Here is a 14,374-nt window from a genome sequence, read left to right as displayed (position 1 = left end):
CACACGACCTAGTGTGCGGTCCAGCCGCCGTCGATCGACAGCGAAGTGCCCGTGATGAATCCGGCGACGTCGGTGCAGAGGTACGCGACGAGCTCCGCGACCTCCTCCGGCTCGATCAGCCGCTTGATGGCCGCGCTGGTCAGCATGATCTTCTCGACCACCTCGGCCTCGGGGATGCCGTGGGTGCGGGCCTGGTCGGCGATCTGGCCCTCGACGAGCGGCGTGCGCACGTACGCGGGATTGATGCAGTTGGCCGTCACGCCGTGCGGGGCGCCCTCGAGGGCGACGGTCTTGGACAGGCCTTCGAGCGCGTGCTTGGCCGTCACGTACGCGGCCTTGAACGGCGAGGCGCGCAGGCCGTGCACGGAGGAGATGTTGATGATCCGGCCCCAGTTGCCGGCGTACATGTGCGGGAGCACGCCGCGCACCAGGCGGAAGGGCGCCTCGACCATGACGGACTGGATGTAGGCGAACCGCTCCGGCGGGAACTCCTCCAGCGCGGCGACGTGCTGCAGGCCCGCGTTGTTGACCAGCACGTCGGCGTCGGCGTGGTCGCGCAGCACCCGGTCGATGGCGGCGGGGTCGGTCAGGTCGGCCACTACGGGTACAACGTCATCGGCATTTTGGAACGACAGGTCGACCGCAATGACCTTCGCCCCCGCCGCGGCCAGGCGCCCGGCGACCGCGCGGCCGATGCCGCTGCCGGCGCCCGTCACCATCGCGGTGCGCCCCCGGAGATCGAGCGCGACCACATGCTCCGTCGTCATGGCGGAAACGTACGAGCCTTGCTCGGCCCGTCCCATGGGGCCCGCCCACATACCTTTACCGCACTCGGTGTGTGTGTCGCGCGAATGGCATGTCTCGATCATCCGATAGGGTGTCGAACACACGTATGAGGAGGCGGCGGTGCGCGTGCTGGGGGTCGACCCGGGCCTGACCCGATGCGGCGTCGGGGTGGTCGAGGGCCGCCCGGGCAGCCCGTGCCGGCTGGTGCACTACGAGGTCGTCCGCAGCGATCCGGACCTGGACCTGTCCCTGCGCCTGCTCAACCTCGACCGGCGGCTCGCCGAACTGGTGGCCGAGCACCGGCCGGAGAGCGTCGCCGTGGAGCGGGTGTTCTCCCAGCACAACGTCCGCACGGTGATGGGCACGGCCCAGGCCGGGGCGGTGGCCATCCTCGCCGCCGCGCGCGCCGGGCTGCCCGTGCAGATGTACACGCCGAGCGAGGTCAAGGCGGCCGTCAGCGGCAACGGCCAGGCCGACAAGGCCCAGGTGACGGCGATGGTGACCCGGCTGCTGCGGCTGGAGGTCGCGCCTAAGCCGGCCGACGCCGCCGACGCCTTAGCCTTGGCCATCTGTCATGTGTGGCGAGGCGGTGCGCGCGAGCGCATCAGCGCGGCGTTGAGGAGGACACGGTGATCGCGAGCGTTCGCGGCCGGGTGGCGGCGGTGTCGCCCGACGGTGCGGTGATCGAGGTCGGCGGGGTCGGGCTGGCCGTCCTGTGCTCCCCGCACACCCTCGCCGAGCTGCGGGTCGGGCAGGAGGCCCGGCTGGCCACCTCGCTGGTCGTGCGCGAGGACTCGCTGACCCTCTACGGCTTCGCCGACGACGACGCCAAGCAGCTGTTCGAGCTGCTGCAGACGGCGAGCGGGGTGGGGCCGCGACTGGCCCAGGCCGTGCTGGCCGTGCACACCCCGGATGTCGTACGGCGGGCGATCGGTGCGGCCGACACGTCCACGCTCACGCAGGTGCCCGGGATCGGCAAGAAGGGTGCCGAGCGCCTCGTGCTCGAGCTGCGCGACAAGATCGGCGCGCTGCCGGGGGCCGGGTCGCCGCTGGTCGCCGGGGGTGCCGTGTGGCCCGAGCAGGTCCGCCAGGCGCTCGTCGGGCTGGGCTGGAACGAGAAGCAGGCCGACCAGGCGGTCGCCGCGGTGGCCGAGCAGCTCGACGGGCAGACCGCGCCGCCGGTACCGGTGCTGCTCAAGCAGGCGATCCGGATGCTGGGCACGATTCGATGACGGACCCGCTGGTGAGTGCCTTCGCCTCGGACGAGGATCTGGCGGCCGACCAGAGCGTGCGGCCCAAGCGCCTCGCCGAGCTGATCGGCCAGCACCGGGTCCGCGAGCAGCTCGACCTGCTGCTGCAGAGCGCCCTGCGCCGCGGCAGCCCGCCCGACCACATCCTGCTCTCCGGCCCGCCCGGGCTGGGCAAGACCACGATGGCCATGATCGTTGCCGCCGAGCTCGGGGCCGGGCTGCGGATGACCAGCGGGCCGGCCATCGAGCGGGCCGGCGACCTGGCCGCCGTGCTGACCAGCCTGACCCACGGGGACGTGCTGTTCATCGACGAGATCCACCGCATCGCGCGGCCGGCGGAGGAACTGCTGTACAGCGCGATGGAGGACTTCCGCGTCGACGTCGTGGTCGGCAAGGGCCCCGGCGCGACCGCGATCCCGCTCGACGTCGAGCCGTTCACGCTGGTCGGCGCCACCACCCGCAGCGGCCTGCTCACCGGGCCCATGCGCGACCGGTTCGGCTTCGTCGGCCAGCTCGACTTCTACGACCCCGAGGAACTGGAACAGATCATCACGCGCTCGGCCCGCATCCTCGACGTGCCGATCACCGAGGACGGCGCGGTCGAGATCGGGCGGCGCTCGCGCGGCACCCCGCGCATCGCCAACCGGCTGCTGCGCCGGGTCCGCGACTACGCCGAGGTGCGGGCCGAGGGCGTGGTCGACCTGGCCGCGGCGCGGGCCGCCCTGCGCGTGTACGACGTCGACGAGCTGGGTCTCGACCGGCTCGACCGCGCGGTGCTCATGGCCCTGCTGCGCCACGGCGGCGGGCCGGTCGGCCTGTCGACCCTGGCGGTGGCCGTCGGCGAGCAGCCGGACACGGTGGAGGAGGTGTGCGAGCCCTTCCTGCTGCGATCAGGCCTCATGGCGCGCACCCCGCGTGGCCGGATCGCCACTGCGGGCGCATGGCAGCACCTTGGAATTCCAGGTCCCGCTGGTACCGTCGGTGGCGGAAATTTCCCGGGCGGCTTGTCGCAAACGCCCGATCTGTTCAGTTTGTGATAACACCGTGACGGACGCCGGGGTTCGTGGCGTCCGACACACCGACTAGACTCGCCGCGATCCGCTGCGCGGACGTCAGATACCTCGACCCGGAAGGGCCATCATCGTGAATTACGCCGCGGAGACCTCGGGCGGCAGCTCGGCGCTCCCGCTTCTTGTCGTCGTCGCCTTCGCCGCCTTCGTGTACTTCCTCATGATCCGCCCGCAGCAGAAGCGGCGTCGTGAGGTCCAGGACATGCAGTCCACGATGGGCCTCGGCGACGAGGTGGTCACGGTCGGCGGCCTGTACGGCATCGTCACCGAGGTCGACAACGACACCGTCATGCTGGAGATCGCACCGGGCGTCACCGCCAAGTACGCCCGCCAGGCCATCGGCAAGGTGAACCGGAAGGCGGCGACCGAGGAAGAGCCGGCCGCCGACGACGAGCCCGCCGCCCCGACGCCGGACGCCGACTGAAGTACTGCTCGCTGCCCCGCTATGTGAAACATTCACGCCGCGCGACCTCCGCCGGCGTCGTGTAGGGAGACCCGACAGCCGTGGCACAACCTCAGGCACCGATGCGCCCGAGCCGCCAGCTCGCCGTGCTTGCCGCCATCTTCATCGTTCTCGCCGCACTCGTGTGGTTCGGCGGCAGCGGTGGTTGGCGCAACCGGCTCGAGCCCAAGCTCGGCCTTGATCTGATCGGCGGGACCACGGTCACGCTGCAGGCCCAGAACCTGGAGGGCAACAAGCCGCCCACCCAGGATCAGATGGAGACCGCCCGCCGCATCATCGACCAGCGGGTCAACGGCCTGGGCGTCGCCGAGGCCGAGGTCGTGGTCGAGGGCAGCAACAACATCGTCGTCTCCCTGCCGGGCAAGAGCGACGACCGGCTCAAGCAGATCGGCCAGACCGCCGAGCTGCGCTTCCGCATGGTGCTGGGCCAGACCGGCGACACCGGGGCGACCGACCCGTCGGCGTCCGCGTCGGCCTCGGCGAGCGCGCCGGCGTCCACCGGAGCCTCGGCCACGCCGTCGGCCACCGGCTCGGCCGCGGCGACGCCGTCGGCCACCCCGAGCGGCTCGGCCGCGCCGTCGGCCTCGGCCAGCGCGCCGGCCGCCGCCGCACCGACGCCGTCGGGCTCCGAGGCCGCGGTCGCGCCGGACATCGCCACGCAGCGCGCGGCGGTGCAGAAGAAGCTGGGCCAGGACGTCTGGGCCGCGGCCCTGGCCGAGCAGGCGCCGGTCGACTTCTCCCAGGCGCCCGACAAGGCCGAGGGCTACGCGGGCTTCAAGGACCTCACGCCGGCCGAGGTCGCGGTGCTGCCGGCGTCGATGCAGTACAACATCCCGTACGTCACGTGCGACAAGCTCAACCACCGGCCGGTCGGCTCGATCAGCAAGGCCGAGGACCAGGCGGTCGCGTGTGGGCCGGGCGTGAAGTACCAGCTCGACGCGGCCAAGGTGCTCGGCACCGACGTCTCCAGCGCCGACTCCGGCATCAACTCGCAGAACGGGCAGTGGACGGTCAACCTGTCCTTCCACAGCGCCGGGCAGAACCGCTGGACCGACCTGACCCGCGTGGCGTACAACAACGGCCAGGACAGCAAGCAGGTCGCCGTGGTGCTCGACAACGAGGTCGTGTCGGCGCCGACGATCCAGAACGTCATCCCCGGTGACGCGGAGATCAGCGGTACCTTCACCAAGTCCGAGGCGCAGCTGCTGGCCAGCCAGTTGCAGTACGGCGCCCTGCCGCTCTCCTTCACCTCGCAGGACGCGCAGAGCATCTCGGCCACGCTGGGCAGCTCGCACCTGGAGGCGGGCCTGCTCGCCGCCGGCATCGGCATGCTGCTGGTGGTGCTGTACTCGTTCTTCTACTACCGCCTGCTCGGCGCGGTCATCATGCTCAGCCTGGTGCTCTCCGGCCTGCTGGTCTTCATGGCCCTGATCCTGCTGGGCCGCGGGATCGGCTTCACGCTGAGCCTCGCCGGCTTCGCCGGGTTCATCGTCTCGCTCGGTGTCGCCGCCGACTCGTTCGTCATCTACTTCGAACGGCTCAAGGACGAGATCCACGAGGGCCGAAGTCCACGCAGCGCCGTGCCACGCGCCTGGGTGCGGGCCCGCCGCACGATCATCTCGGCCAACACCATCACGCTGATGGCCGCGGCGATCCTGTACTTCGTCTCGATCGGCTCGGTCAAGGGCTTCGCCTTCGCCCTCGGCGTCGCGACGATCCTCGACCTCGTGGTCGTGTTCCTGTTCCGTCACCCGATCATGACGCTCTTCGCCCGCAGCAAGGCGTTCCTCTCGCCGCGGGTCAGCGGCCTGGGCCGCGTGCTCGACCGACCGACCACGGACGCGGCGCCCACCAGCACCCGTCGTAACCGCCCGAAGGAGGCCTGACGATGGCTGGCAGCGGAAAGGGCCTCGCAGCCCGGCTGTACCGCGGTGAGGCCGACGTCGAAGTCGTCGGCCGCCGCAAGCTCTGGTTCACCATCGCCGGCATCGCGATCGTCATCGCGATCGCGAGCATGCTGTTCCGCGGCTTCACGCTCGGCATCGAGTTCGAGGGCGGGAACCAGTACAACGTGCCGGTCAAGGTCGGCACGCTGGAGCAGGTCGAGCAGGCGTTCACCGACGCCGGCGTGTCGGTCAAGACCGGCCAGACCGTGGGCGACAACCAGTACATCATCAAGACCGAACTGATCACGGACGCCGAGCGGCAGACGGACATCAAGAACTCGGTCGCCCAGCACTTCAACATCACGCCCGAGCAGATCAGCGACAGCGCGGTCAGCACGTCGTGGGGCGGCCAGGTCACCAACAAGGCGGCGCTGAGCCTCGCGATCTTCCTGGCCGCGGTGCTGGTGTACCTGATCGCGCGGTTCGAGTGGCGGATGGCCGTCGCCGCGGTCGCCTCGCTGCTGCTGGACCTGATCCTCACCGGCGGCGTGTACTCGCTCGTCGGCTTCGAGGTGACGCCGTCGACCGTCATCGGCTTCCTGACGATCCTCGGTTTCGCCCTGTACGACGTCGTCGTGGTGTTCGACAAGGTGCAGGAGAACACGAGGGGCATCACGGGCTCGAGCACCTCGACGTACTCGGAGGCGGCCAACCTGGCCGTCAACCAGACGCTGATGCGCTCGATCAACACCGGCCTGGTGGCCCTGCTCCCGGTCGGCGGCCTGCTGTTCATCGGGGCCGGCCTGCTGGGCGCGGGCACGCTGAAGGACCTCGGCCTGGTGCTCTTCATCGGTATGGGCGTCGCGGTGTACTCCTCGATCTTCTTCGCCACGCCCGTGCTGGCCGAGCTCAAGAGCCGCGAGCCGCGCCTGCTGCAGCACGCCAACCGCGTCAAGGCCAAGCGCAGCGCGCAGGCCAAGGAGGCGGCGGCCCGCGCGACCACCGGCCCGGCCCGCGACAGCGACGGCGTCCCGGTCGGCGGCGGCGGCACGGCCAAGGCGGTCGAGCGCTCCGAGCTCGCCGGTGCGGCCCCGCGGCCGGGGGCCCGCCCGTCGGCCCGTCCGGGGCAGGGCAAGCGCCCGCGCGCCGGTGGGCGACCCGGGGGCGGCGGCTCAGGCCGCAGGTAACTCTTGCGAAGATGACGGGCGCCGCACCTGCGGCGCCCGTCTTTTTCTTTGGAGGAGCGTTGGTGGACATCGCCGACCTGGTCGCGAGCAAGGTCCTGGACGTGCCGGACTTCCCGAAGCCCGGGATCGTGTTCAAGGACCTCATGCCGCTGTTCGCCGACGGCCAGGCGTTCGCGGCGGCCATCGACGCCGTCATCGCCGAGCACGGCGCGGACAGCTTCGACGTCGTGGCCGGGATCGAGGCGCGCGGGTTCGTGATCGCCGCCGCGGTGGCCTACGCCACCGGCAAGGGCGTGGTGCCCGTCCGCAAGGCCGGCAAGCTGCCCCGCGCCACCGTGTCGGCCACCTACGCCCTCGAGTACGGCGAGGCGACCCTGGAGGTGCACGCCGACGCGTTCATCGCCGGCGAGCGCGTGCTGGTCGTCGATGACGTGCTGGCCACCGGCGGGACCGCCGCGGCCACCCTCGGCCTCGTCGAGCGGGCCGGCGGTACGGTCAGCGGCTTCAGCGTCCTGCTGGAGCTGTCGTTCCTGGAGGGGCGGGCGAAACTGGCGGGACGTCCGGTTCATGCCCTGTTGACTGTCTGAGCGGCGTTTTCCGGCACCTCGCGCTGACGGGAAATGTCGGTGGGGGCGGGTAAGCTTGCGGTTCGGAACGTTGTCGGCGATGAGGAGCGGCCGGTGACCGGCGACATCGCACCCCCCATTGAGGGTACGGTCGACCACGTGCAGGATGAACCGCAGGACGCCCGCGAGACCGCCACGCCGGAGACGGCGGAGGCCGGCGGTGTGGTGCTGCAGTTCCCGACGCCGCCCGGTGCGCCGCAGCGCCGTGCGTCCGATCAGCAGGCTCCGCGCCGTACGCCCGAGGAGATCCTGGGCGAGGACACCGAGGACCTGACGGACGCGGCCAGCGGAGTCACCGGCACGATGGCCGGGCTCGTCGGCGCGGCCCCGACCGGCCGCCGGGTGCGGGCCCGCCTCGCGCGCTTCAACGCGCCCTGGCAGAGCCCCTCGGTGAGCGAGGTGCTCGAGCCGCTGATCGCCCAGCACAAGGCGAGCCACCCCAAGGCCGACGTGCGGCTGCTCCAGCGCGCCTATGACATGGCGGAGCACTTCCACAAGGGGCAGTACCGCAAGTCCGGCGACCCGTACATCACGCACCCGCTCGCCGTGGCCACCATCCTCGCCGACCTGGGCATGGACACCACCACGCTGGTCGCCGCGCTCCTGCATGACACGATCGAGGACACCGAGTACACGATCGAGCGCATGCAGGTCGACTTCGGCGGCGAGGTCACGCTGCTCGTCGACGGCGTCACCAAGCTGGACAAGGTCAAGCTGGGCGACGCGGCGAAGGCCGAGACGATCCGCAAGATGGTCGTGGCGATGGCCAAGGACCCGCGGGTCCTGGTGATCAAGCTGGCCGACCGGCTGCACAACATGCGCACCCTGACCTTCCTGCCCCGCCCCAAGCAGGAGCAGAAGGCCAAGGAGACGCTGGAGATCCTGGCCCCGCTCGCGCACCGGCTGGGCATGAACACGATCAAGTGGGAGCTGGAGGACCTGGCGTTCCGCACGTTGTTCCCCAAGCGCTTCGACGAGATCAGCCGGCTCATCGCCGAGCACACCCCGCAGCGCGACTCCCTGCTGCGCACCGTGACCCAGAAGGTCGCCAACGACCTCAAGGCCGCCAAGATCAAGTCGGAGACGACCGGGCGGCCGAAGCACCTGTACTCGGTCTACCAGAAGATGATCGTCCGCGGCCGCGACTTCGGCGACATCTACGACCTGGTCGGCGTGCGCATCCTGGTCGACACCGTGCGCGACTGCTACGCGGCCCTCGGCGTGATCCACGCGAACTGGCAGCCCGTCCCGGGCCGGTTCAAGGACTACATCGCCATGCCGAAGTTCAACATGTACCAGTCGCTGCACACGACGGTCATCGGCCCGACCGGCAAGCCCGTCGAGCTGCAGATCCGCACCTACGCCATGCACCGCACCGCGGAGTACGGCATCGCGGCGCACTGGCGCTACAAGGAGACCAAGAACGCCACGATCGCCGGCCCGCCCGCCCACATCGACGAGATGACCTGGCTGCGGCAGCTGCTGGACTGGCAGCGCGAGGCGAGCGACCCGAGCGAGTTCCTCGACGCCCTGCGCTTCGACCTGTCCAGCCAGGAGGTGTACGTCTTCACGCCGAAGGGCGACGTGATCGCGCTGCCCACCGGCTCGACCCCGGTCGACTTCGCCTACGCCGTGCACACCGAGGTCGGCCACAAGTGCATCGGCGCCCGCGTCAACGGCAAGCTCGTCCCCCTGGAGAGCACCCTCTCCAACGGCGACGTCATCGAGATCTTCACCTCGAAGTCCGAGACCGCCGGCCCGACCCAGGACTGGCTGGGCTTCGTCAAGAGCCCAAGAGCCCGAACCAAGATCCGCCAGTACTTCAACAAGGAGCGCCGCGAGGAGGCGATCGAGGCCGGCAAGGAGGCGATCGTCAAGGCCATGCGCAAGCAGGGCCTCCCGCTGCAGCGCCTCCTCACCTCCGAGTCGCTGATGACGATCGCCCGCGAGCTGCACCTGACCGACGTGGCCGCCCTCTACGCGGCGGTCGGCGACGGCCAGACCTCGGCCCAGTCGATCGTGCAGCGCCTCGTGCAGGGCTACGGCGGCGAGGAGGGCGCGGTCGAGGACATCGCCGAGACCGCCATCCCGACCCGCCCCGCCCGCCCGCGCACGGCCGCCTCCGACCCGGGCGTCGAGGTCCTGGGCGTCGACGACGTCTGGATCAAGCTGGCCCGCTGCTGCACCCCGGTCCCGGGCGACGCGGTCTTCGGCTTCGTGACGCGCTCGGGCGGCGTCTCGGTGCATCGGGACGACTGCGCGAACGCGGCCGACCTCAAGGAGCAGCCGGAGCGGGTGCTGGAGGTCAGCTGGAAGCCGACGAGCGCGTCGACCTTCCTGGTGGCGATCCAGGTGGAGGCGTTGGACCGGCACAAGCTCCTCGCCGACGTGACGCGGGTCCTCTCCGACGAGAAGGTCAACATCCTCTCGGCGACGGTGACGACGACGCGGGACCGGGTGGCGATCAGCCGGTTCAGCTTCGAGATGGCCGACCCGAAGCACCTGAACCACCTGCTGGCGGCGGTGCGGCGGATCGACGGGGTGTACGACGCCTATCGGGTGACTTCGGGCGCCTGACCCCTCCCGCCCTGCGCACCCTGTGTTGACAGGGTTGGCACAGTGGGTCGCGTGGGACGGCGGTGGTGGCAGCACTCGTCCGCCGCGCTGCTGCTGGGCGCGGCGCTGGCGCTGATCGGGAACCTTGCCACCAGTACGGTCACGGTCAAGGCGTGGTGGTGGCCCTGGCTGCTGTGGTCGGGCGTCCTGGTGCTCGTCGCCGCCGCGTTCGCCATCGAGGCCCGGCGCGGCCTCGGCGGCGCGGCCGACGACACCGAGGTCCGCCGCATCGTGCGTGACCTGGCCCAACGCCTGCTGACCGCGTACGAGCAGCAGGAGTGGCGGCACGGCGTCAGCCAGGCCCTGCCGCTGGAGGTCCGGTTCTCCTGGGCCGACTCGCACCGGCCGCTCGGCGACATCAACCAGATCGTCGACGCGTTCGTGGGCCTGCCCCGCGGCCAGCTGATCATTCTGGGCGAGCCCGGCGCCGGCAAGAGCGTCCTGGCGCTGCTGCTCTCCCGCCGCCTGCTGACGGAGCAGACCGGCGGCGACCCGGTCCCGCTGTTCCTGCCCATCTCCTCCTGGGACCCGACCACCGACACGGTCGAGGACTTCGTGGTCCGCCGGCTCCGGCTCGACCACCCACGCCTGTTCCCGACCGCCGCCCTGGCCCGCATGCTGGTCACGCCGCTGCGCACCGGCGGCGGCCAGCCGCCCGTCCAGCTCGTCATCCCGGTCCTGGACGGCCTGGACGAGCTGCCACCCGAACGGATCCCGGCGGCCATCACCAAGCTGCACCGCTTCGTCTCGGCCGGCCGCCCGCTGGTCCTGACCTGCCGCACCCGCGAGTACGCCCTGCTCACCCGGGACCGTCAGGGTGACCTCGAGCAGGCCGCCCTGATCGAGATCCAGCCGGTCGCGGCGGAGCACGTCATCGAGTTCCTGAGCCGCCCGCGGGCCACCGCGGAACGGTGGTCACCGGTCTTCGACCTGCTGCGCAACGACCCGACCGGCGTCCTGGCCACCACCCTGACCACCCCGCTGCTGACCGCCATGACCCGCACCGCCTACCGCGAACCCCACCACGACCCGGCCGAACTCACCCGGCTGAAGACGAAGACGGAGATCACCAACCGCCTGATCGACCGCTACGTGGCGGCCGCCTACGACCCGGACGACCCCCAGCTGGTCGCCGGGGAGCCGCTGCGCCCCTATCCGCCGGAGAAGGCGACGCGCTGGCTGGGCACGCTGGCCTACAACTCGTACCGGCACGGCACCCGCGACCTGGACTGGCGCTCGCTGCCGGTCACCTTCCTCAACTCCCGGCCGCACCTCATGCGGGCGCTTCTGGCGACCGCCGGCGTGTTGCCGCTGGCCCTGCTCGGCTACGCCCTCGGCTCGGTGGGCGGGGGCATTGCCGCGGCGATCGTCGCCGCGACGGTCGCGATCGGCTGGACGCCACTGGCGGCGGACGACGTGCCGGCCTTGCGATTCGCCAGCATCGCCCTGCTCGCCCTCGTGACCGGGCTGGCCACCGGGTTCGTGGTCGGGGCGTGGTGGGTCGGGCTGCTCGCCGGCCTGGCCCAGGGCCTGACGCACGCCGGTCTGACGCACCTGCACCAGCCCCGCGCCGCCGGACTCCGGATGCTGGTGTGGTGGGTGATCGGCGTCGCCGTGTTCGCGGCCGCGGCCGCGTGGCGGGCGCCCGGAGCCGTCGCGGCCTGGTCGATGAGTGCCGCCGTCGTGCTCGGCGCCGCCGTGCTGCTGAGCCGGTTCGGACGGCCGTGGGCCCGTGACCGCGCGGGCTTCCTGACCCTGGCGGTCCGGGGCCGGCTCCCGCTGCGGATGGCTCGGTTCGCGGAGGACGCCTACGTTCGCGGGGTCCTGCGCCGCAGCGGCTCGGTCTGGCAGTTCCGGCACGCGCTGATCAACGACCGCCTGGCCACGCCGACCCGGCGGCAGGCCCTCTTCCAGGCCGCCGAGGCCGGGGACGACGGTGCGCAGCGTGAGCTGGCCGATTCCGCCGAGGAGGTCGGTGACACCGAGGCCGTGCTGACCCTGCTGCGCCGCCGGGTGGATCGGCAGGATGGCGGCGCGCGGGTCGTCCTGGCCGGCCTGCTCGACCAGCGGGGCCAGACGGCCGCCGCCCTGCAGCTCCTGCGCTCGGCCGGGGCGTCCGCGCACAGCCCGGCGGCGGAAGCCCTGATCGGCCTGCTGGTCAAGCACGGCGGCGAGGCCGAGTTGCGTGGACTCGCCGAGCGGGGGAACGTCCGGGCGCTCGATTACATGTACGCCGAACTCGCCGCGCGTGGTGACGGCGAAGGCGCGACCGCGCTCGTCCTGAGCGCGTTGCCCAATGTGCCACTGCATGAGCTGTGGGACCTGTCGACCGGCCCGTACGGCGTCGCCGTCAGGGAGGAGCTGGCCCGGCGGCCCGCCGAGAAGCTTCGAGCGCGGCCGGCCCATCCCCGTCGCGCCTTCACGAAGAAGGGCCGGCAACGGGCGGCTGCGGCGGCCATGCGCGCGCGGGAGGACCTGCCGGGCCTGACGCAGGCGGCCGATTCGGGCGATGCGTTCGCCGCGACCGAACTCGCGGGACTGCTTCGCTTTCGGGGGGAAACGGATGTCTTGACGGCGCGCGCGACCGCGGGAGATCGCGTAGCGCGGAGGGTCCTACTGCCGCTGCTGGTCGAGCGTGGCGACGAACTGACCCTCCGCCGACTGACCGAACCGCCGGACGACGACGTTACCCAGGCCCTGGCCACCGTGTGCGAACAAGGCGGCCGGTGCGATGAGGCCATCGCCCTGCTGCGGTCGTTGGCCCACCTCCGCCCCTGGGCGGCCTTGACGCTGGCGTCGCTGCTCGCCAACCGGGGCGACGTCGACGAGGCGATCGCGGTGCTCCGGAAGCCCGCGCAGCGCAACCCGCACGCCGCCCGGAAGCTCGCCGAGCTCCTCGTCCGCCGCGGCGACCGCAGGGGCGCGATGGCCTTGTTGCGCCGCTGGAGGTACCGCGACGGGCCCTGTGCCGCCCTACTCGCCGAGCTGCACGCCGAACGCGACGAGATCCGCGAGGCGTTGGAAGTGCTCGAGCGGCGGGTCGCCCTCGAGTCGCAGAACGGACCGGATTACGCCGCCAGCCGTGCGCTGTTCGGGCTCCTGCGGCGCCGGGTGGACTCGGCGCGCCTGCGCACCTGGGCCGCCCGCGACAAGCGGGCCGTGCCGTTCCTGGTCGACCTGCTCGTCGACCTCGGCGACCTGGATGCGGCGATCGCCGTCCTCCGGCCGCGGGTCGACTCGGGCGTGGGCGACGACAGCTTGTCGGACCGGCTCGCGGAGCTGCTCTTCCGGCGCGGCGACGTCGACGAGTTGCGTCGGTGGGCACAGCTCGGCGAGCACATGGCCACCGTGAAATACGCGCAACACCTGTACGAGAGCGGCCGGGTCGACGACGGGGACACGTTCCTGGGCACGTTTGCCCCGGGGAAGGACAACTTGGTCTCTTTGCGGCTCGCCAGGCTCCTGCTGGAGGCCGGCCGGGACGATCTGTTCGCTCACCTGGCTGAGCGCGGTTTCGTCGGTCCGAGGCTGGCGGAGTTGCGAAGGGCCGCCCACCGTGATGGTGGGCGGCCCTTGAGCGCTGCGGAGCCTACGGAGTCGGGGCGCTCATCGTCAGGGACTTGATGCGCACCTCGGTCTTCGGCTTGCCCTCGCTCGGGCCCGTCGACGGGTCCGCGGCCGGGGCGGAGGCGTCCGGGACGACGCCGGCCTCGGCGACCTTCTTGACCAGGTCCAGGCCCTCCGTCACCTTGCCGATGACGGTGTAGTTGGCGTCCAGCTCCGCGATGTCCTTGTAGACGATGAAGAACTGGCTTCCCGTCGAGGCGGGCTGGCCGTTGTTGGCCATGGCCACCACGCCCTCGCCGTAGGCCGGGCGCTTGCCGGTCGGGAGGTTCTCCTCGGCGTAGCGGTAGGAGGGGCCGCCGTAGCCGGTGCCGAAGGGGTCGCCGCACTGCAGGACGTAGATGCTCTGCAGGACCAGGCGGTGGCAGATCGAGTCGTCGAAGAACTTCTTGCTGGCGAGGTAGGTGAAACTTTCCGCGGCGCACGGGGCGTGGGCGGTGTCCACCTCGATCTTGATGGTGCCGACGCTCGTGTCGAGGGTCATCGTCTGGGTGCCGGTGCGGGCCTCGCCCGTGGCGGGGGGCTTGCCGACGTCCTTGGTGTTCTTGGCCAGCTCCGGGTCGGGCGAGGCGCTCGCGCTCGGGTCGACCAGGGGCTGCCAGGTGCAGCTGGTCGGGGTGGCCGAGGACGACGCGCCCGGGGCGGCCGCGTCCTTCTTGTCGTCGTCGCTGGTCAACGCGATGACCACCCAGGCCGCGGCGAGCACCACGATCAGGGCGCCCGCACCGGCGGCGATCGTCGTGTTCCTCCGGCGCCGGGCCTTGGACTGCTCGGCCCGGACGGACATCTCCCGCTCCAGCCGCGCACGCGCGGCCGCGCGCTGACGGTCCCGGTTGGTGGTCACGGTCGGTACTCCTTGCTCAACA

11 protein-coding genes are annotated in these 14,374 nt (G+C 71.5%); 9 read left to right on the top strand and 2 right to left on the bottom strand.

The features are described from left to right. Positions 1–8 precede the first annotated feature (8 nt). Complete coding sequence (locus ACQPZ4_RS40420) at positions 9–767, bottom strand: 3-hydroxybutyrate dehydrogenase (protein ID WP_433048420.1); 759 nt, start codon at positions 765–767, stop codon at positions 9–11. A gap of 139 nt (positions 768–906) precedes the next feature. Between ACQPZ4_RS40420 and ruvC the strand changes: the two genes are divergently transcribed. The 9 genes from ruvC to ACQPZ4_RS40375 all read left to right on the top strand — a co-directional run bounded on the left by ruvC (position 907) and on the right by ACQPZ4_RS40375 (position 13,508). Continuing rightward, the gene (gene ruvC, locus ACQPZ4_RS40415) at positions 907–1,419 is read left to right on the top strand and encodes a crossover junction endodeoxyribonuclease RuvC (RefSeq protein WP_433048417.1); all 513 of its coding nucleotides are present in this window, start codon (positions 907–909) and stop codon (positions 1,417–1,419) included. Then, entirely contained in the window at positions 1,416–2,018 is a 603-nt protein-coding gene (ruvA, locus tag ACQPZ4_RS40410) for a Holliday junction branch migration protein RuvA (protein WP_433048414.1), read from the top strand. The genes ruvC and ruvA overlap by 4 nt, the downstream gene beginning before the upstream one ends. After that, on the top strand, positions 2,015–3,073 hold the full coding sequence (gene ruvB / locus ACQPZ4_RS40405) for a Holliday junction branch migration DNA helicase RuvB (protein WP_433048411.1): 1,059 nt from the start codon (positions 2,015–2,017) through the stop codon (positions 3,071–3,073). The genes ruvA and ruvB overlap by 4 nt, the downstream gene beginning before the upstream one ends. Positions 3,074–3,179: 106 nt before the next feature. Then, positions 3,180–3,530: a preprotein translocase subunit YajC gene (gene yajC, locus ACQPZ4_RS40400; RefSeq protein WP_433048408.1), complete on the top strand. Its 351-nt coding sequence runs from the start codon at positions 3,180–3,182 to the stop codon at positions 3,528–3,530. An 80-nt stretch (positions 3,531–3,610) separates the two neighbouring features. Next, complete coding sequence (gene secD / locus ACQPZ4_RS40395; protein WP_433048405.1) at positions 3,611–5,455, top strand: protein translocase subunit SecD; 1,845 nt, start codon at positions 3,611–3,613, stop codon at positions 5,453–5,455. Between the two features lie 2 nt (positions 5,456–5,457). Beyond that, positions 5,458–6,642 carry a protein translocase subunit SecF gene (gene secF, locus ACQPZ4_RS40390; protein WP_433048402.1) on the top strand — a complete coding sequence of 395 codons (1,185 nt, stop codon included), beginning with the start codon at positions 5,458–5,460 and terminating at the stop codon, positions 6,640–6,642. 11 nt (positions 6,643–6,653) lie between these two features. Next, complete coding sequence (locus ACQPZ4_RS40385; RefSeq protein WP_433048399.1) at positions 6,654–7,229, top strand: adenine phosphoribosyltransferase; 576 nt, start codon at positions 6,654–6,656, stop codon at positions 7,227–7,229. Between the two features lie 33 nt (positions 7,230–7,262). Further along, positions 7,263–9,845, top strand: coding sequence for a RelA/SpoT family protein (locus ACQPZ4_RS40380; protein WP_433048396.1), 2,583 nt, complete (start codon positions 7,263–7,265; stop codon positions 9,843–9,845). Positions 9,846–9,896: 51 nt separating this feature from the next. Further along, entirely contained in the window at positions 9,897–13,508 is a 3,612-nt protein-coding gene (locus ACQPZ4_RS40375; protein WP_433048393.1) for a hypothetical protein, read from the top strand. Here the strand turns inward: ACQPZ4_RS40375 and ACQPZ4_RS40370 are convergent. Continuing rightward, entirely contained in the window at positions 13,474–14,352 is an 879-nt protein-coding gene (locus ACQPZ4_RS40370; protein ID WP_433048390.1) for a peptidylprolyl isomerase, read from the bottom strand. The two genes, ACQPZ4_RS40375 and ACQPZ4_RS40370, sit on opposite strands and share 35 nt — an antisense overlap. Positions 14,353–14,374: the final 22 nt, after the last annotated feature.

Origin of the sequence: Dactylosporangium sp. CS-033363, assembly GCF_050942475.1 — a bacterium.
Classification (GTDB): domain Bacteria; phylum Actinomycetota; class Actinomycetes; order Mycobacteriales; family Micromonosporaceae; genus Dactylosporangium.
This window is presented reverse-complemented; position numbering and strand designations above follow the sequence as displayed.